The organism is Pseudomonas sp. Con_6, from assembly GCF_059379395.1.
This window is the reverse complement of record NZ_CM182011.1, coordinates 2,120,652-2,140,754: the sequence shown is the minus strand read 5'-3', so window position 1 is coordinate 2,140,754 and position 20,103 is coordinate 2,120,652. Positions and strand designations below refer to the sequence as shown.

The following is a 20,103-nucleotide window of genomic DNA, read 5'->3' as shown; positions in this document are numbered from 1 at the left end:
GGGCAGGCATCCGCACGCCCGAGCTGTTAGACTGCGCACCGTAATTACTTAGAGGATTGTTTTCATGGCTACCAACCGTTCCCGTCGTCTGCGCAAAAAGCTGTGTGTGGGCGAGTTCCAGGAATTGGGTTTCGAGCTGAACCTGGAGTTCAAGGAAGACCTGTCCGACGAGGCGATCGATGCCTTCCTGGACGCTTTCCTGGCTGAAGCCATGGACGCCAATGGTCTGGACTATGTAGGCGGCGAAGACTTCGGCCTGGTGTGCTCGGCCAAGCGCGGTTCGGTGACCGAAGAGCAGCGCGCCAGCGTTGAGGCCTGGCTGAAAGGCCGCAACGAGCTGACCAAGATCGACATCAGCCCGCTGCTGGACGCCTGGTACCCGGAAAACCCGATCAACACCAAGTGATCGTGTGCTGAAAAACCACCCCTGTGAGGTTCATGGGGGTGGTTTTTTTATGTCTGTCGGAAATGAACCGCCTGGGCCCCATCGCTGTCACCCCACAAAACCCGACAAAACCCTCCCTCCCCGACCCACGCCGCTCCAGGCTTGGGGCATAATGCGCGCTATCATTTTTTCAACCGGGGCCATCATCTTGTAAAGCCCCGTTTCATTTCAGCCTTCCTGCGCAGGGTTTTCAGTACTCATGACCCCATCCCTCCGTTCTCTGCTGTTCGTCGGCATGCTGCTGCCCCTCGCTCTGCCGGCTCACTCCGCGCCCGTCAACACCAGCCTGCCACCCAAGGTGCAACAGGCCCTCAAAAGCAACAAACTGGACGATTCGGCCCTGTCGCTGGTGATGATCCCGCTCAACGGCCCCGGTACCCCGACCATCTTCAACGCTGATGTCTCGGTCAACCCGGCCTCGACCATGAAGCTGGTGACCACCTACGCCGCCCTGGAAATGCTCGGCCCTACCTACCAGTGGAAAACCGAGTTCTACACCGATGGCACGCTGAGCAACGGCGTGCTCAACGGCAACCTGTACCTGAAAGGTGGCGGTGATCCCAAGCTGAACATGGAGAAGCTCTGGCTGCTGATGCGCGACCTGCGTGCCAACGGCGTGCAGACCATCACCGGCGACCTGGTGCTCGACCGCAGCCACTTCATCCAGCCGCAACTGCCTCAGTTCAACGACGACGGCGGTGACGAGAACAAACCGTTCCTGGTCAAGCCCGACTCGCTGCTGGTCAACCTCAAGGCCCTGCGCTTCGTCGCCCGCAACGACGGCGGCCGGGTGCTGGTGTCGGTGGAGCCGCCGATTGCGAGCATCCGCATCGACAACCAGGTCAAGGCCGTGGCCAGCAAACAGTGCAGCGGCGATGTGCGCTACAACCCGGTGGTCCAGCCTGACGGCGTCAGCGTCACGGTCACCGGCCAGCTCGGCGAGGGCTGCAACTCGCAGACCTACCTGTCGCTGCTAGACCACCCGACCTACGCCGCCGGCGCGGTGCGGGCGATCTGGAACGAGCTGGGTGGCAGCATCCAGGGCCGCGACCGCGTCGAGGAAGTGCCGAAGAGCGCCCGCCTGCTGGCCCGCGCCTTCTCCCCGGACCTGGTCGAGATCATTCGCGACATCAACAAGTACAGCAACAACACCATGGCCCAGCAGTTGTTCCTCAGCCTGGGTGCGCGCTTCCGTACCGACGCCGATGGCGACGACGCCCGTGCCGCGCAGCGCGTGGTACGGCAGTGGATGGCCAAGAAAGGCATCACCGCCTCGCACCTGGTAATGGAAAACGGTTCCGGACTGTCCCGTGCCGAACGGGTCAGCGCCCGCGAGATGGCGACCCTGCTGCAGGCCGCGTGGAAGAGCCCGTATGCCGCCGAGTTCATCAGCTCGATGCCGTTGACCGGCATGGACGGCACCATGCGCAAGCGCCTCAAGCGCACAGCCATGGCGGGTGAAGCCCATATCAAGACCGGCACCCTGAACACCGTACGGGCCATTGCCGGCTTCAGCCGCGACAGCAACGGGACGACCTGGGCAGTAACCGCGATCCTCAACGATCCGCGGCCGTGGGGTGCCTCGGCGGTGCTGGATCAGGTGTTGCTGGATCTGTACAAGCAGCCGAAGGCGGCGATCGCCAGCCAGCCCTGAGGTATCTGCAGTAGCTGATGGCCTCTCGCTGGCAAGCCACCCACAAGGATCTCCGGTGCTCTCAAGAGCACCGCAGGACCCTGTGATGGCAGTTCCAGTCAGCAGAGGCTTGCAGGCGCCACGGACCCTGTGGGAGCTGGCTTGCCAGCGATGAAGCCCGCATGAGCGACGGAGATCAGAGCTGTTCGGCTTCGACCCGGTCGCGGCCAGCTTGCTTGGCCGCATAGACCCCGGAGTCGGCACGCAACAACAAGGCATCGGCGCCCTCCCCCGAGCGCCAGCCGGCCACCCCGAAGCTCGCGGTAACCCGACCCACGCCGTCCACGGGCACGCTGCGCACCCCCTGCCACAACTCCAGCGCCAGCGAATGAGCCTGCGCCGCATTGCTCCCCGGGCACAGCACCATGAACTCTTCCCCACCCAGACGACAGAACACATCGGTCCGCCGCAGGCGATGACTGATGCGCTGACACAGGCTCTGCAGCACCAGATCCCCGACGGCATGGCCAAACTGGTCGTTGATCAGCTTGAAGTGATCGATATCCAGCATGATCACTGCCAAATCCTGGCCATCGCGCTGCGCCCGCTCCAGCTCGGCCTTGAGTCGTTCCTGGAAATAACGGCGGTTGTGGATGCCGGTCAGCGAGTCGGTGACCGACAAGGCCCGCAACTCTTCCTCCACCCGTTTCAGGTCGGAAATATCCGTCAGGTAGCCGTGCCACAGGGTGCCACCGTCAGGCAGCGGTTCCGGGGTGGCCTCGCCGCGCACCCAGCGCAACCCGGCCTTGGGCAACTGCACCCGATATTCTTCGCGCCACGGCGTGAGCTGGTCGGCGGACTCGCGGATCGAGAAGCGCACCCGCGCCAGATCGTCGGGGTGGATGCGCTCGAATACTGTGGTAGCGTCCTGGCGTAGCAGCGCCGGCTCGACTTCGTAGATATCGCGCAAACCTTCGCTGGAGTAGCTGAAACACGAGGTGCCATCCGGGTTCAGACGGAACTGGTAGATACCGCCCGGGACCTGGGCGGTGAGCTTGTCCAGCAGGCGATCACGGGCCTCCAGCGCCTCGTGCACGCGCTTGCGCTCGGTGATGTCGATGCAGATCGCCAGGTGACCGACCCACAAACCGTACTCATCAAGCACTGCAGTGACCAGCATGTTCGCCGGCAGCAAGCTGCCGTCCTTGCGCCGCAGGGTCCATTCGCCGGGCTCCTCGTCGGCGTTGGGCACGCTGTCCACCAGCATCGCCTGGCTGGCGCTGATCTCGCGGCCGAAACGCAAGCTCATCAGGCGTGCCCGCTCCTGCACTTCCTCGGGTAGCAGCAGGCTTTCCAGGGTCAGCTTGCCCACCGCTTCCTCGCTGGCATAACCGAGCATGCGCTCGGCACCGGCATTGAAGGTGCTGATCTGGCCATGCAGGTCGGTGGCAATGATCGCCACCTGGGTCGCCGCGTCCAGCACGCTGCGCAACTGGTTGTGGGTATCACGCAAGCTTTCCTCGCTGATGCGCAGCTGCGCGGTACGTTGCTCGACCAGGGTCAGGGCACGCTGGCGCTGGCTGAACAGACTGAACAGCAAGGCGCTGAGCAACAGGCTGAGCAGACCGCCGACGACGATGACCGAGGTCGCCGAGGAGCGGTTATCGCGGAGAAATTCCTGGCTGGGGAACATGTTCAGTTGATAAGAACGATCGGCCAGATGCAGGACCTTCTGCACCATCAACGGCGAGTCGGCGACCGGGTTACCCGACTGGAACAAGGCTTCCGGGTTGGCCGCAGACGACAGGTCCAGAATGCGCACCACCAGATTGTCCTGGTCGGCACGGGGCAGGCCGTCGGCCATCAACTGGCGCATGCTCAGCACGGCCATGACATAACCCTTGGGTTCACCACCAGCGGATTGCGGTGGATACACTGGAGCCACCATCAGCATGCCGCGGGCATAGGCGGGGTCCACCCCCAGCAGGTCGAACGGCGCAGACACCGCCATCGACCGAGGAACAGCCGCACGCAGCAGCGCATCACGGCGCACCGGCTGCGAGAGCAGGTCGAAGCCCAGCGGCGGCGGCAACTGGTTAAGGGTCTGGCTGAACAGTACCGGGTAATACAACGGACGCGCCTGAGACGGCTGCAGCACCCCACCATCGCCCAGTTCGCGGATGCCGAAGTCGCGGCCAAGGGCCGCTCGGTTGCGCTGCTCGAAGCCAGCGCGTTCCGCGCCGGTGACTCGCGGCGCCCAGGAGTAAGCCTGGGAACGCTGCAGCAGCGGCCGCACGTAACCGTCGAATTCGACGCGGGTGATTTCCTCGGAATACACGAAAAACCGCCGCAGTCCGTCCAGACGTTGCATCTGGTCCTGCAGGCGTTCTTCGATGCGGCTGTAACGTTCGTTGGCCAGCAGCTCGAAACGTTGCGCCAGTTGCTGTTGATACAACTTGTACGCCGCAAGGGCGAGCAAGGCAGTCAGCAGGCCGCCGGCCACCAGGGTAACGAAGGCGACCAGCCAGGCGGAGACTTCTTCACTGATGAAACCGAGCATCTTCGGGCGCTGGACAGGCTTCGACATGGGCAAACACTCACGACGCCGGCCAGTGACGGCACTCACGGCTCTCTTCAATAATAGCCAGTAGCCACGACCGAGAGAGCCAGGAATGCGTCATTTATCTCACCGTGCCTGGATGCGCCAGGCGCGATGGATCTTGCTGTTGCGGGCGAAATCAGGATCCAGGGTGCTGGCACTGATTTCTTCGATGGCGTAGCGCTCCTGCAGGTGCTCGTCGAGCTGGAACTTGCGGAAGTTGTTGGAGAAGTACAACACGCCGCCCGGGGCCAGGCGTGCAACCGCCAGGTCGAGCAGTTGCACATGGTCGCGCTGCACGTCGAACACCCCTTCCATGCGCTTGGAGTTGGAGAAGGTCGGCGGGTCGATGAAGATCAGGTCGAACTGGTCGCGGTTGCCCTGCAGCCACGCCATGACGTCGCCCTGCTCCAGGCGGTTCTTGTCGGAGAAGCCGTTGAGCGACAGGTTGCGCCGCGCCCAGTCCAGGTAGGTCTTCGACAGGTCGACGCTGGTGGTGCTGCGCGCTCCGCCCTTGGCTGCATGGACGCTGGCCGTGGCGGTGTAGCAGAACAGGTTGAGGAAACGCTTGCCCGCGGCCTCGCGCTGAATGCGCATGCGCATCGGGCGGTGGTCGAGGAACAGACCGGTGTCGAGGTAGTCGGTGAGGTTGACCAGCAGCTTCACACCGCCTTCGCTGACCTCCATGAACTGCCCCTGGCTGTTCTGTCGCTCGTACTGGCGAGTGCCGCTCTGACGCTCGCGACGCTTGACCACCACTTTGCTCTGGTCCACGCCCAGCGCCTGGGGAATCGCGGCCAGGGCATCGAACAGGCGGGCCTGGGCCTTTTCCGGATCGACCGAGCGCGGTGCCGCGTATTCCTGCACATGCACCCAGCCTTGGTACAGGTCGACGGCCAGCGCGTATTCAGGCATGTCGGCGTCATACAGGCGGTAGCAGGTGATGTGCTCGCGCTTGGCCCACTTGCCCAGTTGCTTGAGGTTTTTCTGCAGGCGGTTGGCGAACATCTGCCCGCCTTCGCTGAGCCGCGCGGGCTCGGCCGCGACGGCCTGAACCGGGCGATCATCGTCCTGGTTGCGCTCTGCGGAGCGACGCTCGCCGGTGACGAACTGGTCCGGTTGCACCTTGATCAACAGCAGCTTGCACGGCAGCGCGCCGTTCCAGAAGGCGTATTGCTTGTGGCTGCGGATGCCCATGCGCTTGCCCAGGTCCGGGGCGCCGGTGAACACCGCCGCCTCCCAGCCGAGGCAGGCCTGGCGCAGGCGCTCGCCGAGGTTCTGGTAGAGGTACAGCAGGCTGGCTTCGTCACCGAGACGCTCGCCGTAAGGCGGGTTGCTGATCACCAGGCCTTTCTGGTTCTGGTCCGGGCGCGGCTCGAAGGTGCCGACCTCGCCCTGGTAGATCTTCACCCAGTCGCTGAGACCGGCGCGCTCGACGTTGTTGCGCCCTGGCTGAATCAGCCGCGGGTCGGCTTCATAACCGCGGATCCACAGTGGTGGCTTGGCCAGGCCGGCTTCGGCGCGGGCCTTGGCTTCGTCGTGGACCTTGCGCCACAGCGCCGGTACATGGCCGAGCCAGGAAGTGAAGCCCCAGCGCTCGCGCTTGAGGTTCGGTGCGATGTCAGCGGCGATCATCGCCGCCTCGACGAGGAAGGTCCCCACACCGCACATCGGGTCAGCCAGGGCCCCGCCTTCGGCGGCGATGCGCGGCCAGCCGGCACGGATCAGCACGGCGGCGGCGAGGTTTTCCTTGAGTGGTGCGGCCCCCTGCTGCAGGCGGTAGCCGCGCTGGTGCAGGCTGTGCCCGGAGAGGTCGAGGGAAAGGATCGCCTCGCCACGCTCCAGGCGCAGGTGCACGCGCAGGTCGGGGTTGAGCTTGTCGATCGACGGGCGCTCGCCCTTGGCGTTGCGCAGCTTGTCGACGATGGCGTCCTTGACCTTGAGGGCACCGAAGTGGGTGTTGTCGATGCCCGAGCCATGGCCGCTGAACTCCACCGCCAGGGTGCCGGCGGCGTCCAGGTGTTCCGCCCAGTCGACATCGTGGACACCGTCGTAGAGGTCGTCGGCGTTCTTCATGTTGAAGCGCTTGAGCACCAGCAGCACGCGGTTGGCCAGGCGCGACCAAAGGCAGAGGCGGTAGGCGGTTTCCATGTCGGCCGAGCCGCGCAGGGCCGAGGTGTGCTCGCGCACCTCCTCCAGGCCGAGGCCGCGGGCCTCATCGGCGAGCAGGCCTTCCAGGCCCTTGGGACAGGTAAGGTAGAGTTCGAAACGGTCCGACATGTGTCATCCAGCCTTGTAGTGAAGAAGCGAGCGCATCGCCCTTCGAAGTTTGATCGGGTGCCTTCGGCAAGCCCCCGAGTGGCACGACATTGCGTGCCGGGCCGCCCGCCGAGAACCTTTCGCGGGAGGCAAAGAGGTTTTGATCGTCGGGCAGAATGAAAAATTCTGCTGCTGAAGGGATAAAAAGCGACCCTTCGTCGATTTATTCGCACGCGCCGGGAAACGGTCTCGGCGATGGCTTTTTGCTCTACAGGCCGGGCAAATCCTGATGATAGCTGGCTTTACCCGGGCTCCAGTTCTGAAGCAATTTTTTACTTATCCTCTCACTCATGGAAAGGTTACGTGCTTATGACAAAACGTTTGTTCACACGTCCGTCACCATTGGTTAGAACTCTAATCAGGTCGTGACCGCAACGGTACGACACTTCAGCCCGCGACGCCGGCAGCGGGCGCACCACCGGCAGAACGAATCTGCCCGGCCTCACACGAGGCCGACGGGACATTACAGTCAACAAATGAGGGCAGTACCCTATGAGAAGACTTAAGCGTGATCCGTTGGAAAGAGCATTTTCACGTGGCTACCAATACGGAGTCACCGGCAAATCCCGCGAGCTTTGCCCCTTCACCCTGCCGTCCGTGCGCCAGGCATGGATCAATGGCTGGCGTGAAGGACGGGGCGACAACTGGGATGGAATGACCGGCACCGCTGGTATCCATAGACTCAACGAAGTTCACGCCGTTGGCTGATCGAGGAGCTTCAACCGAATAACCGTTTCACATGCGCGCCCTATCCGGGCGGCGGGCTTCGGCCCAGGGGGCCCCTTGAAGGGGCCCTTTTTTATGTCCGGGTTTCAGCGATTCGGCATGGCGGCGATGGCGTCCACCGCCTCGCGGATCAGTGCCGGGCCTTTATAGATGAAGCCGGAGTAGATCTGCACCAGGCTCGCACCCGCAGCGATCTTCTCGGCGGCGTGACGGCCTTCGGTGATGCCGCCTGCAGCGATGATCGGCATGCGCCCGGCCAGTTCACCCGCCAGTACCTTGACGGTGTGGGTGCTCTTCTCACGCACCGGCGCACCGGACAGTCCACCGGCCTCGTCGGCATGGCTGAGGCCTTCGACGCCTTCGCGGCTGAGGGTGGTGTTGGTCGCGATCACTGCGTCCATGCCCGACTCCTGCAGCGCCGAAGCCACCAGCACAGTTTCCTCGTCGGTCATGTCCGGGGCGATCTTGATCGCCAGCGGGACGCGCTTGCCGTGGGCCTGGGCCAGCGCCTCGCGGCGTACCGCCAGGGCGTCGAGCAGTTGCTTGAGCGAGTCGCCGAACTGCAAGCTGCGCAGGCCCGGGGTGTTGGGCGAGCTGACGTTGACGGTGATGTAGCTGGCGTGGGTGTAGACCTTCTCCAGGCAGATCAGGTAGTCGTCGACGGCGCGCTCGACCGGGGTGTCGAAGTTCTTGCCGATGTTGATGCCCAGCACGCCCTTGTAGTTCGACGCCCGCACGCGGTTGAGCAAGTTGTCGACGCCGAGGTTGTTGAAGCCCATGCGGTTGATGATCGCCTCGGCTTCCGGCAGGCGGAAGATGCGCGGCTTGGGGTTGCCCGGCTGCGGACGCGGGGTCACGGTGCCGATCTCGACGAAGCCGAAGCCCAGCTGGCCGAAACCGTCGATGGCCGCACCGTTCTTGTCCAGTCCCGCTGCCAGGCCTACCGGGTTGGGGAACTCCAGGCCCATGACGGTGACCGGCAGACGCGTCGGAGCCTTGGTCAACAGTCCGTTGAGGCCCAGACGGCCACCGGCGCCGATCAGGTCGAGCGACAGGTCGTGGGAGGTTTCCGGTGACAGTTTGAACAACAGCTGGCGGGCCAGGTTATACATGGGCGGGCTTGGCTCAGGAGTTTGAAGAGGGGGCGATTATAGCCAGCCCGGGGTTGCGGCGACAGGGGCTTGGCATATGGGTTGCTTGGATCGCCCCATGAACAAGACGCCTTGTGGGAGCGAGCTTGCTCGCGAATGGACGTGAAGCGGCCACAAACCCTGAATCCGCGGTGTGCCTGGTAAGCCCGGGGCTCAGGTTTTACGACGGCTTCGCCGCCGTTCGCGAGCAAGCTCGCTCCCACAGGGTTTGGGCTATCCAGAGTTGACCGTGATGACAGACCTTTCCCCTTCCCCCCTGGCCTGGCTGCACGGCAGCGATGCGCCGGAAAAGACCAGCCTGAACATCGGCTTCATGGCCCTGAGCGACTGCGCCCCACTGGTGGTGGCGGCGACCCAGGGCTTCGCCCAGCCCCACGGCCTGACCCTGAACCTCAAGCGGCAAAGCTCCTGGGCCGGCCTGCGCGACGGCCTGCTCAGCGGCGAGCTGGATGCCGCCCACTGCCTGTACGGCCTGGCCTACGCGGTACACCTGGGGATCGGCGTGGCGCCGACACCAATGGCCGTGCTGATGGGCCTGAACCACAACGGTCAGGCCATCAACCTGTCGCCGGATTTGCAGGCCCAAGGCGTGACCAATCCCGAAGCACTGCAGCGGCATGTGCACCAAAGCGGGACAAAACTGACCTTCGCTCAGACTTTCCCCACCGGCACCCACGCCATGTGGCTGTATTACTGGCTCGCCAGCCAGGGCATCCATCCCCTGCACGACGTCGACAGCGTGGTGGTCCCGCCCGCGCAGATGCTCGACCACCTGCGGGCCGGGCGCATCGACGGTTTCTGTGTCGGCGAACCCTGGTCGGCGGACGCGGTGAACCAGGGCATGGGCTTTACCCTGGCCACCAGCCAGTCGATCTGGCCGGATCATCCGGAAAAGGTCCTCGCCAGCAACAGCCAGTTCGTACAGCAGTGTCCGAACAGTGCACGGGCCTTGGTGGTCTCGGTACTGGCAGCGAGCCGCTTCATCGAGGCCAGCGTGGAAAACCGCCGAGCCACCGCGCAGTTGCTCAGCGCGGCCAACTACCTCGACGCGCCACTGGCGGCCATCGAGCCGCGCATGCTCGGCGACTACGAAGATGGCCTGGGCAATCGCTGGCACGATCCCCACGGCCTGAGCCTGTTCGACGACGGCAAGGCCACGGTGCCGTACCTGTCAGACGGCATGTGGTTCATGACCCAGTTCCGTCGCTGGGGCCTGCTGCGTGAAGACCCGGACTACCTCGCGGTGGCGCGACAGGTCCAGCAGCTGGGCCTGTACCGCGACGCCGCCACCAGCCTGGGCATCGACTGCCCGCTGGCCTCGATGCGCAGCAGCCAACTGATCGACGGATCGGTCTGGGATGGCAGCGATCCCCGTGGCTATGCCCACGGGTTTCGCCTGCATGCCTTGTCCGACGCTTGACGGGAGTTGCCCAGATGTTGCGAATCCTGTTGATCGACGACACCGAGAAAAAGGTAGGGCGCCTGCACGCGGCTCTGGTGGAGGCCGGTTTCGAGGTGATCGAGGCTTCGGGCCTGACCATCGACCTGCCGGCGCGCGTCGAGACGGTGCGGCCGGACGTGATCCTGATCGATACCGAGTCACCCGGGCGCGATGTGATGGATCAGGTGGTACTGGTAAGTCGCGACCTTCCGCGACCGATCGTGATGTTTACCGACGAGCATGATCCGGGGGTGATGCGCCAGGCGATCCAGGCCGGGGTCAGTGCCTATATCGTCGAGGGCATCCATGCCCGGCGCCTGCAGCCGATCCTCGACGTGGCCATGGCTCGCTTCGAAAGCGACCAGGCGCTCAAGGCCCAGCTTCATGCCCGGGACCAGCAACTGGCGGAGCGCAAGCGCATCGAGCTGGCCAAGGGCATGCTGATGAAGATGCGCCAATGCGATGAGGAACAGGCCTACACCCTGATGCGGCGGCAGGCCATGAGCAAGCAGCAGAAGCTGATTCAGGTGGCGGAGCAGATCATTGCCATGAGTGAAATGCTGGGCTGAGCCAGCTCCTACAAGCGAACGGCAGGCACATCTGGCCCAGCTATTGCTTTGACTTCCCCGGTAGCCAACGGCGGTTGCCCCACATTCCCTCGACAAAGACGTCGCTCTCCCCCTCGCCCACTGCGAGCCGGGAAGCGGCGTCTTTTTGTTTCAGCCCCCGTGAGGTGTCCAATGAATACGAGCTTCTGGAAATCCGGGCATGTCCCGACCCTGTTCGCCGCCTTCCTCTATTTCGATCTGAGCTTCATGGTCTGGTACCTGCTCGGCCCGCTGGCGGTACAGATCGCCACCGACCTGCAACTCACCACCCAACAACGCGGGCTGATGGTGGCCACGCCCATCCTCGCCGGCGCGGTGCTGCGCTTCGTCATGGGCATCCTGGTGGATCGCCTGTCGCCGAAGACCGCCGGCCTGATCGGTCAGGTGATCGTCATCGTCGCCCTGTTCTGCGCCTGGAAGCTGGGGGTGCACAGTTATCCGCAGGCCCTGCTGCTGGGCGTGTTCCTCGGCGTTGCCGGGGCGTCGTTCGCCGTGTCCCTGCCGCTGGCCTCGCAGTGGTATCCGCCGCAGCACCAGGGCAAGGCCATGGGCATCGCCGGTGCCGGCAACTCCGGCACGGTGTTCGCCGCCCTGCTCGCCCCGGTGCTGGCTGCCGCGTACGGCTGGAATAACGTCTTCGGCCTCGCCGTACTGCCACTGCTGCTGACCCTGGCACTGTTCGCCCTGCTCGCCCGCAATGCCCCGCAACGGCCCAAGCCCAAGGCCATGGCTGACTACCTCAAGGCCCTCGGTGACCGCGACAGCTGGTGGTTCATGTTCTTCTACAGCGTCACCTTCGGCGGTTTCATCGGCCTGGCCAGCGCCCTGCCCGGCTATTTCAACGACCAGTACGGCCTGAACCCGGTCACGGCCGGCTACTACACCGCCGCCTGTGTCTTCGCCGGCAGCCTGATGCGCCCCCTGGGCGGCGCCCTGGCCGACCGTTTCGGCGGCATCCGCACCTTGCTGGCGATGTACAGCGTGGCGGCGATCTGCATCGCCGCCGTCGGTTTCAACCTGCCCAGTTCGGTGGCGGCGCTGGGACTGTTCGTCAGCGCCATGCTCGGCCTCGGTGCGGGCAACGGCGCAGTGTTCCAGCTGGTACCGCAGCGTTTCCGCCAGGAAATCGGGGTGATGACCGGCCTGATCGGCATGGCCGGCGGCATCGGCGGCTTCCTGCTGGCTGCGGGCCTGGGCACCATCAAGCAATACAGCGGCGACTACCAGCTTGGTCTGTGGCTGTTCGCCAGTCTCGGCGTGCTGGCCTGGTTCGGCCTGCACGGGGTCAAGCGTCGCTGGCGCACCACCTGGGGCTCGGCGGCCGTGACCGCGGCGCGGGTCTGATGAGCCTGCGCCTGAGCTTCGCCCAGGCCAGTGCCTGCGGTCCGCGGGAGGAAAACCAGGACGCCACGCGCCTGGTCACCCCTGCGCAGGAACTGGCGGCGAGCAAGGGCTACTTGTTCGCCCTCGCCGACGGGGTCAGCCAGTGCGCCGATGGCGGGCTGGCCGCGCGGGCCAGCCTGCAGGCGCTGGCCATGGACTACTACGCCACGCCGCCGACCTGGGGCGTGGCTCAGGCCCTCGATCGCCTGCTGCTGGCGCAGAACCGCTGGCTGCGCGCCAATGGCGGCGGCCAACCGCTGCTGACTACCGTCAGTGCGCTGGTTCTGCGCGGCCAGCGCTTCACCTTGGCGCATGTTGGCGATTGCCGGGTCTATCGCTGGCACGACACACGGCTGCAACGCATCAGTCAGGACCACGTCTGGGACCAGCCCGGCATGCAACATGTGCTCAAGCGGGCGCTGGGCCTGGACGAACACCTGCTGGTGGATTACCAGGAAGGCGAGTTGCAGCCCGGCGAAAGCTTCGTTCTGCTGAGCGACGGGATCTGGTGCGCGCTCGACGAGCGCGAGATCGCCGGGGTCCTGCGCGATCACCCGGATCTCGATCAGGCCGCGGCCACGCTGGTGCGCATGGCCCACCTGGCCGGCAGCCAGGACAATGCCAGTGCAGTGCTGGTACGGGTCGAGGAACCGGGTACGGCCAGTCTCGGCGACACCCTGGCGCAATTGCGCCAATGGCCTCTGCCACCACCCCTGCGTCCGGGCCAGGCGTTCGAGGGCTGGCAGGTGGAAACCCTGCTCGGCCACAGCCAGCAATCGCTGCGTTATCGCGTACGCGACCGTGAGCAACAGCCTTGGCTGCTCAAGACCCTGCCACCCGGGCGCGAACAGGACAGCGCCGCGCAACAGCAACTGCTGATGGAAGAATGGTTTCTGCGCCGAATGGCCGGACGCTGCTTCCCGGAAGTCCATCCCGGCAATCAGCGCCAGCACCTGTACTACCTGATGCGTGAATACCCCGGAGCGACCCTGGCCGAGCACTTCGCCCGCCATGGGCCGCTTTCACTGCCGCAATGGCTGGATATCGCCCGGCAAAGCCTGCGTGCCGTGGGCATGCTGCATCGGCGCAATATCCTGCACCGCGATATCAAGCCGGAAAACCTGCACCTGGGGCCCGACGGCCAGCTACGCCTGCTGGACTTCGGTCTCGCCTACTGCCCCGGCCTCTCCGAAGACCGCGCACACGAGTTGCCCGGTACCCCGTCATTCATCGCGCCGGAAGCCTTCAAGGGCGAGCCGCCTTCGCCGCGACAGGATCTCTACGCCCTGGGCGTCACACTGTTCTGGCTGCTGACCGGGGAATACCCCTATGGCGAGATCGAGGCCTTCCAGCGCCCGCGTTTCGGCAACCCGGTGAGCCTCGCCCGGCTGCGGCCGGACGTGCCGCAATGGCTTGAGTGCAACCTGGCCCAGGCGCTGGCACGCGAAGCCGACCAGCGCTTCGAGACCGCAGAACAATGGCTGTTGTTGCTGGAACAGGGCGAACAGCAGCCCCTGGCACTGCGCCCGCGCCCGTTGCTGGAGCGAGAGCCACTGAAGACCTGGCGCGGCCTGGCCCTGGTTTCGCTGCTGCTCAACCTGGTGCTGCTGATCGTCCTGCTCAAGGGCTGAGCGACAAATCGCAGGCAAAGAAAAGCCCGGCCGAAGCCGGGCTTTTCAGTAGCGCTCAGACCAATTACTTGGCTTGGGCTTCTACTTGAGCTTCAACGCGACGGTTGACAGCGCGACCAGCTTCGGTGGCGTTGTCAGCAACCGGACGGGACTCACCGTAGCCAACCGACTGAACGCGGTTCGACTGAACACCGTACTGGTTGGTCAGAACGTTCTTCACAGCGTCAGCACGACGCTGGGACAGCTTCTGGTTGTAAGCGTCGGTACCAACGGAGTCGGTGTGACCTTCAACGGTGGTGGTGGTTTGTGGGTACTGCTTCATGAAGTCAGCCAGGTTCTTGATGTCGCCGTAGCTGTTTGGCTTGACGACCGACTTGTCGAAGTCGAACTTGACGTCCAGCTCAACGCGAACGACTTCGGCAACAGCCGGGCAGCCATCAGCGTCAACGGTAACGTTGGCTGGGGTGTTCGGGCACTTGTCGACGTTGTCGCAGACGCCGTCGTTGTCGCTGTCCGAGCAGACTTCAGCTACTGGAGCTGGTGCTGGAGCAGGAGCGGCCTTGCCACCACCACCGAAGTTTACGCCGATACCGACGCTAGGTGCCCACTCGGTGTCACCTTGGTCGATGTTGTACTGGGCTTCAACGCCAGCACGAGCGTAGAAGTTGTCGGTGAAGTACAACTTGGCACCAGCGCCCAGGTTGGCGAAGGTGGAACCGTTACGACCACCGCGGCCGGTCTGGCCGATGCTCTGGTCCGAGAAACCGGCAGAGACGTAAGGGCGCAGCATGTCGCCTGGGTTGTTGAAGTGGTACAGAGCGTCCAGGGCGGTGTTCGAGCCCTTGATGTTCTTGCCATCTTCGCCACGAGCGTTGTGAACTTCGTCGTAGCCCAGGCGCAGTTCGACGTCGTCGGTCAGGAAGTAACCAATCGAGCCGCCGAACAGGTTGCCGTTGTTTTTGAAGTCGCGCTGACTGTCGAAGAACTCTTTCTTAGCGAAGCCTTCAATCTCAACCGCGCCTTGGCCTTGTGCCAGTGCGCCGAAGGAAGTTGCGGCAACAAGAGAACCAATGGCCAAGCCCAAGGTGTTTTTCAATTTCATCCGTTAAATCCCCATCTGGTGATTGTTAAGCAGTCCCCAACCCTTTTCCGGGGGACAACTCGTCGGCAAGTTTAGCAGAACTCACCGAGTGGTTAGAGAAATTTCCGACCAGCTAAGTTTCAATCTGGCCCGAAAATTTCTCGCGCAGCTTGTCTAGCGCACGCTTGTAGCGCATTTTCGTCGCACTCAAGCCCATATGCATGATGTCGGCAATTTCCTGAAATTCCAGCTCTGCGACAAATCGTAGCACCAGGATTTCACGGTCAATGGGGTTCACATGAACCAGCCACCTGTCCAGCCCTCCTTTCTCTTCCGGCTTCGGCGACTTCTCTTCAGAAGCTTCCTCTACAGGGTCGAGACTCAGGGCGTCCATCAACCGACGCTTGCGTCGCTCCTTGCGGTACTGGGTGATGCACTCGTTATAGGTGATGCTGTAGAGCCAGGTCTTGAACTTGGATTTGCCCTCGAAGTTCTTCAGACCGTAGAGCACCTTCAGCATCACCTCCTGACAGACATCGTCGGCATCGCGATCGTTCCCAAGATAACGTGAGCAAACGTTAAAAAGGGTGCGCTGATAGCGCCGCATGAGTTCTTCATAGGCGCGGGTGACATGGAAAAGCTCCTCATGCGAACGCGCCACCAACTCCTCATCGGTGAGTTCGCGGGGGTCGTAACGCATGGGCAGCGAGGTGACTTTATTCAAAACAAATCAGGCCGGCAGTCAGGTATTCGTCGCCGCTCGCCCGAGAGGGGCGATTTTGCGGCGGCATACATTAGCAGGATTTGCCCAGTCAGCGGCTACTGACCCGCTGCTCCAGCAACGTGCGGTTGGACAGCGACACCAGGTCGCCCTCATCGGTCAGCACCACGGTCTTCACCGTGCCGATCTCTTCGATCTGGCCTTCGACGTCGCCAATTCGCACTTCCTGGCCCACCTGGTACAGCTCACGCACGTAGATGCCGGCAATGATCTGCCCGGCGATTTCCCGGCTGCCCAGGCCCATGGCCAAGGCAACGGCCAGACCAACGGTAATCAACCCGATGACAATCACATGGTTGAGCAGGTCGGTCTTGATTTCGAGCTGGCTGATGGCCACCGAGATACTGATGATGATCACCAGGCCCTGGACGATGCGGCCGACGCCGGCGGCATATTCCAGGCCGATGCCTTCGGCGGCACCCCGGGTCAGGCCGTTGGCGACCTGGGCCAGCAGTACGCCGGCCAGCAGCACCAGCGCTGCGCCGAACACCTTCGGCAGGTACAGGGCGAGCATGTCGAGGGTGGCAGACACCCGCTCAAGGCCGAGGGATTCGGCGGCGGAAACGAGGAACACCAGCAGGACGAACCAGTAGACGATCTTGCCGATCAGCGTCGAGATCGGCACCTGGATGCCGACGCGGCTGAGCATCTTGGTCAGGCCGGTGCCGGCCATCAGCCGGTCGAGGCCGAATTTGGCCAACAGCTTGGACAACAAGGTGTCCAGCAGCTTGGCGACGACGAAGCCGAGCAACACCAGGACCAGTGCCACGAACAGGTTCGGGATGAAATTCGCGACTTTGGTCCACAACGCAGTCATTGCGGTGACCATGCTCTGGGTCCAGAGATCAAGTTCCATATTCAATCGGCCTTATCAGCTTTGGAAGCGTTGCGGCGAACCGGCGCAACATGCGCCGAGCCATTGTTGAGAGCGATCATCAGCGCCTGGCCCCAACGGCCAAGCAGGCTGAACATATCGCTGGCACCAACCTGGCGGTTGGCGGTCTTGAGGACACGCCCGAGGGCGGCGTCATCGTCGCGGTCCTGGCCGGACGGCGACGCGTTGAGCATGTCTCGCAGGGATTGTTCAAAGGGATCGTGCATGGGCACCTCGCGCAATGTCTGTCAAAGACGAGACGGTCGTGCCATGGGTCACATGAACAATTCGCACGGGTAAAAGGGACAAGTTCAACCCCGATTCAGGGCTGACCACAATCCCTGTGGGAGCTGGCTTGCCAGCGATTGCAGCAGTGGATTTACCATCGCAATCGCTGGCAAGCCGGCTCCCACAGGTTCCGCGGCGTGCTTCGAGCAACATGGATCAGACCCAGCGCAGGCGGCGGAACAGCCACCATTGACCAAGGGCCAGGCCTACCACCAGCAGGCTGGCATAAAGGAAGCCGTACGGACTGCCAGAACCGGGAATCCCGCCGACATTGATGCCCAGCAACCCGGTAACGAAGCTCATCGGCAAAAAGATGCAGGTAATGATGCCGAACCGGTACATCGTCCGGTTCATCCGCTCATTAAGACGGCGATCCTCACTTTCCAGCACCAGCGCTACCCGCTCGCGAGTCAGCTCCAGCTCTTCCAGATAGCGGATCAGGCTGTTGTTCAGCTCGTTCCAGTAGTCCGCATCGTCCTCGCAGAACCACGGCCACTTATTGCGCGCCAGTTGCGCGTAGATTTCCCGCTGCGGCGCCAGGAACCGGCGCAACCCGGCCGCACGCCGACGCATCTGCTGCAGCGCACCATGCTCCGGGGTATAGCGCTCGTCGGCTTCGAGTTTTTCTTCCTCGTCATCGACCAGTTCGGAAAGATCACTGACGACCGCCTGCACCTTGTCCGTCAGCAACTGCGCCAGACTCAGCAGCAATTCCGACGCCGTACGGGGACCGTGGCCCTCGTCCAGTTGCTGGAGCAGTTCGTCAGTAGCCCGCAACGGCCGCAGCCGCAGGGAAATCACCCGCTGCGCCTCGGCAAAGATCCGCACCGAAACCATGTCTTCGGGCTCGGCACCGGGATTAAGGTTGACCCCACGCAGGAACAGCAGCATCTGCGCATCCGGCAACGGCAGCATGCGCGGGCGGGTGTTTTCCTCCAGCAGCAGGTCGCAGGAGAATTCGTTGAGACCACTGTCCTGACGCAGCCAGGTCTGGGTCTGCGGATGACCGCGGTCCCAGTGCAGCCAGAGGCTTTCCTCCGGCTGCAGGACCAGGGCATCGAGTTCAGTCCGAGCGATAGGACGCGCACCGCCCCTGCCATCAAGCACCAGGGCATGGACCAGCCCCCACTGCGCGTTGTCTTCCTCGAACATCCTTACTCCATCGTCCTGTCTACGGGATTACTCGGGCATCGTCAGCGGCTTCGGCGAGATGATCACGCCATTGTTGTCCGCGTACACGTACTGCCCGGGGTGGAAAGTGACACCAGCGAAGGTCACCGCGACATTGAGGTCGCCGATGCCGCGCTTGTCGGTCTTCATCGGGTGGCTGGCCAGGGCCTGCACGCCGACGTCGGTCTGCACCAGGACATCGACATCACGCACGCAACCATAGATCACCAGGCCTTCCCAGCCATTCTTCGCCGCCTTCTCGGCCAGCATGTCGCCCAGCAGCGCGCGGCGCAGCGAACCGCCGCCGTCCACCACCAGGACCTTGCCCTTGCCGTCGAGCTCGACCTGCTCCTTGACCAGCGAGTTGTCCTCGAAGCACTTGATGGTGACGATTTCGCCGCCAAACGAATCACGACCGCCGAAGTTGCTGAACATCGGCTCCAGCACCTGCACCAGTTCAGGGTAGGCGTCGCACAGATCGGGCGTTACGTAATGCATGGGAAACTCCTGTCAGACCAAGAAATGGGTTGTCGGAATTCACGATCACTCAAAGGGACGAAAGCTGACAATACGGCTTTAGGCCTGATTCAGGCTACACGTCGATGCCAATGCGGTCACCCTCGTACGCCAGCTTGAACAGGTTCAACCCTGCACACCCAGGCTGCAGCGCCCTCCCCGAGGACAGGCTGAAGGTCAGGCCGTGCCGTGGGCAACGCAGCACGTCGCCCTCCAGCGTGGCCGCAGCCAGCGGCGCGCCCTGGTGCGGGCAGCGATCCTCGATCAGCACCGGCCGGTTGTCCACCACCAATAGCAACAGCGACTGGCCGCTGACCCGGAAGGACTTGCGGTAGCCGTCGTGCAGATTGATGAGGCGTTCAAGGGCAACGAACATGTCAAAGGCTCAGAAACAGGAAATGACCAGAATTCCGAAAAACGTCACATCTTAGCCGCTAACCGGCTCCGGCGAAACGTCCGACGCCGCCGGCCGCTCGACCATCGCCAGCGGATCCCGCAGCCAACGCTCCACCAACGGCCAGACCTGAGTCTGCGCGGGCTTGCTGACCAGCATATCCACATGGCCGAAGTTGTCGAATCCGTCTTGCACGCCGAGCTTGAGGAAACGCTTGTCGTCACTGCCGATCTGCTCGAACAGCTTGCGACAGGCCCAGGCCGGATCCTGGAAATCGCCAGCCCCGGCGACGCACAACACCGGCACCCGCACCTCGGCCAGGCCAGCCCACCAATCGCGGTCCTTTTCACCGAAACGCCCGAACAGGCCGAACCAGCGCATGCTTTCGATGGCCAGGCCGATCGGCTCGTCTTCCGGGCCGCGCTTGAGCCGCGAGCCGGAAATATGCGGGAAGCGCTTGAGCAGCAGGCGACCTCCCCACTCCACCGGCGGGATCTTCAGCGGCCAGTAGGTACGGCTGACCTGGGTGCCGAAGAACGCCGCGCTGGCGATCAGGTCCTCGTCCAGGTAGCGCCCGCCCAGCGCGGCCGCCAGGGTGGTGCCGCCCAGGGAGTGGCCGAGCCAGTGCGCCGGCTGGCCGGTCTGTTCGTGGACGAAAGCGGCGATCGCCGGCAGGTCGTAGCCCGCATAGTCGGCGACACGGTTGTTGTTGTAGTTGCGGTTGCGCGGCGACAGGCCGTGGCCGCGCATTTCCGCAATCCACACATCGAAGCCGGCCCGCGCCAGATGGGCGCCAAGGCCAACGCCCTTGGGCGAGAACCAGAAACGGCGGTTGGAGAAGCTGCCGTGCAGAAGGATCACCGGCACGCCCCGGGCCGCGTCCTGATCGGCCAGGCCAAGGCGGGTCAGCGCCAGCTCGACGCTCGGGTCGGGGCTGTTGCCGGCCTTCAGGCGGTAGACGTCCTCGCTCAGGTCACCACAACGTTCGGCCCTGAGCAGGGCGACGGGAAACAGGTTGCTGCTGCTTTGCATAGGTTTCTTGTACGAAAAAGGGCGCGTCCAC

18 protein-coding genes are annotated in these 20,103 nt (G+C 63.6%); 7 read left to right on the top strand and 11 right to left on the bottom strand.

The features are described from left to right. The first annotated feature begins 64 nt into the window (after positions 1 to 64). Positions 65 to 406, top strand: a complete 342-nt coding sequence (locus AC5QPF_RS09635; protein ID WP_494962994.1) for a 50S ribosome-binding protein YggL — start codon at positions 65 to 67, stop codon at positions 404 to 406. A 238-nt stretch (positions 407 to 644) separates the two neighbouring features. Continuing rightward, complete coding sequence (dacB, locus tag AC5QPF_RS09630) at positions 645 to 2,099, top strand: D-alanyl-D-alanine carboxypeptidase/D-alanyl-D-alanine endopeptidase (RefSeq protein ID WP_494962993.1); 1,455 nt, start codon at positions 645 to 647, stop codon at positions 2,097 to 2,099. Positions 2,100 to 2,274: 175 nt separating this feature from the next. On the opposite strand, the gene AC5QPF_RS09625 is transcribed toward dacB, so the two are convergent. Together AC5QPF_RS09625 and rlmKL are read right to left on the bottom strand one after the other, a co-directional pair. Then, entirely contained in the window at positions 2,275 to 4,665 is a 2,391-nt protein-coding gene (locus AC5QPF_RS09625; protein ID WP_494962992.1) for a diguanylate cyclase, read from the bottom strand. Between the two features lie 99 nt (positions 4,666 to 4,764). After that, on the bottom strand, positions 4,765 to 6,957 hold the full coding sequence (gene rlmKL / locus AC5QPF_RS09620; RefSeq protein ID WP_494962991.1) for a bifunctional 23S rRNA (guanine(2069)-N(7))-methyltransferase RlmK/23S rRNA (guanine(2445)-N(2))-methyltransferase RlmL: 2,193 nt from the start codon (positions 6,955 to 6,957) through the stop codon (positions 4,765 to 4,767). Between the two features lie 531 nt (positions 6,958 to 7,488). Between rlmKL and rmf the strand changes: the two genes are divergently transcribed. Continuing rightward, positions 7,489 to 7,704 (top strand): ribosome modulation factor, encoded by a 216-nt coding sequence (gene rmf, locus AC5QPF_RS09615; protein ID WP_009404525.1) that lies wholly within the window; start codon positions 7,489 to 7,491, stop codon positions 7,702 to 7,704. A 104-nt stretch (positions 7,705 to 7,808) separates the two neighbouring features. On the opposite strand, the gene AC5QPF_RS09610 is transcribed toward rmf, so the two are convergent. Beyond that, a complete protein-coding gene (locus AC5QPF_RS09610) occupies positions 7,809 to 8,834 on the bottom strand; it encodes a quinone-dependent dihydroorotate dehydrogenase (RefSeq protein WP_494962990.1) in 1,026 nt (341 codons plus the stop codon). Between the two features lie 271 nt (positions 8,835 to 9,105). On the opposite strand from AC5QPF_RS09610, the gene AC5QPF_RS09605 reads away from it, so the two are divergent. From AC5QPF_RS09605 to AC5QPF_RS09590, 4 genes are all read left to right on the top strand, one after another. Then, the gene (locus AC5QPF_RS09605; protein ID WP_494962989.1) at positions 9,106 to 10,293 is read left to right on the top strand and encodes an ABC transporter substrate-binding protein; all 1,188 of its coding nucleotides are present in this window, start codon (positions 9,106 to 9,108) and stop codon (positions 10,291 to 10,293) included. Positions 10,294 to 10,307: 14 nt separating this feature from the next. Continuing rightward, positions 10,308 to 10,883 carry an ANTAR domain-containing protein gene (locus AC5QPF_RS09600; protein ID WP_494962988.1) on the top strand — a complete coding sequence of 192 codons (576 nt, stop codon included), beginning with the start codon at positions 10,308 to 10,310 and terminating at the stop codon, positions 10,881 to 10,883. Positions 10,884 to 11,054: 171 nt separating this feature from the next. Next, positions 11,055 to 12,266 (top strand): NarK family nitrate/nitrite MFS transporter, encoded by a 1,212-nt coding sequence (locus AC5QPF_RS09595; protein ID WP_494962987.1) that lies wholly within the window; start codon positions 11,055 to 11,057, stop codon positions 12,264 to 12,266. Continuing rightward, complete coding sequence (locus AC5QPF_RS09590) at positions 12,266 to 13,936, top strand: protein kinase domain-containing protein (RefSeq protein WP_494962986.1); 1,671 nt, start codon at positions 12,266 to 12,268, stop codon at positions 13,934 to 13,936. The genes AC5QPF_RS09595 and AC5QPF_RS09590 overlap by 1 nt, the downstream gene beginning before the upstream one ends. 64 nt (positions 13,937 to 14,000) lie before the next feature. On the opposite strand, the gene AC5QPF_RS09585 is transcribed toward AC5QPF_RS09590, so the two are convergent. From AC5QPF_RS09585 to AC5QPF_RS09550, 8 genes are all read right to left on the bottom strand, one after another. Beyond that, positions 14,001 to 15,038 carry an OmpA family protein gene (locus AC5QPF_RS09585; RefSeq protein WP_494962985.1) on the bottom strand — a complete coding sequence of 346 codons (1,038 nt, stop codon included), beginning with the start codon at positions 15,036 to 15,038 and terminating at the stop codon, positions 14,001 to 14,003. Between the two features lie 112 nt (positions 15,039 to 15,150). Beyond that, positions 15,151 to 15,717: an RNA polymerase sigma factor SigX gene (gene sigX / locus AC5QPF_RS09580; RefSeq protein WP_476743577.1), complete on the bottom strand. Its 567-nt coding sequence runs from the start codon at positions 15,715 to 15,717 to the stop codon at positions 15,151 to 15,153. 112 nt (positions 15,718 to 15,829) lie between these two features. Continuing rightward, entirely contained in the window at positions 15,830 to 16,654 is an 825-nt protein-coding gene (locus AC5QPF_RS09575; RefSeq protein ID WP_494962984.1) for a mechanosensitive ion channel family protein, read from the bottom strand. 2 nt (positions 16,655 to 16,656) lie between these two features. Continuing rightward, entirely contained in the window at positions 16,657 to 16,899 is a 243-nt protein-coding gene (locus tag AC5QPF_RS09570; protein ID WP_494962983.1) for a CrfX protein, read from the bottom strand. 217 nt (positions 16,900 to 17,116) lie between these two features. After that, positions 17,117 to 18,112 carry a divalent cation transporter CmaX gene (cmaX, locus tag AC5QPF_RS09565; RefSeq protein ID WP_494962982.1) on the bottom strand — a complete coding sequence of 332 codons (996 nt, stop codon included), beginning with the start codon at positions 18,110 to 18,112 and terminating at the stop codon, positions 17,117 to 17,119. A gap of 27 nt (positions 18,113 to 18,139) precedes the next feature. Next, entirely contained in the window at positions 18,140 to 18,628 is a 489-nt protein-coding gene (gene rraA, locus AC5QPF_RS09560; RefSeq protein WP_494962981.1) for a ribonuclease E activity regulator RraA, read from the bottom strand. A gap of 94 nt (positions 18,629 to 18,722) precedes the next feature. Continuing rightward, positions 18,723 to 19,022: a Rieske 2Fe-2S domain-containing protein gene (locus tag AC5QPF_RS09555; protein ID WP_494962980.1), complete on the bottom strand. Its 300-nt coding sequence runs from the start codon at positions 19,020 to 19,022 to the stop codon at positions 18,723 to 18,725. Positions 19,023 to 19,073: 51 nt separating this feature from the next. After that, positions 19,074 to 20,072 carry an alpha/beta fold hydrolase gene (locus tag AC5QPF_RS09550; RefSeq protein WP_494962979.1) on the bottom strand — a complete coding sequence of 333 codons (999 nt, stop codon included), beginning with the start codon at positions 20,070 to 20,072 and terminating at the stop codon, positions 19,074 to 19,076. Positions 20,073 to 20,103: the final 31 nt, after the last annotated feature.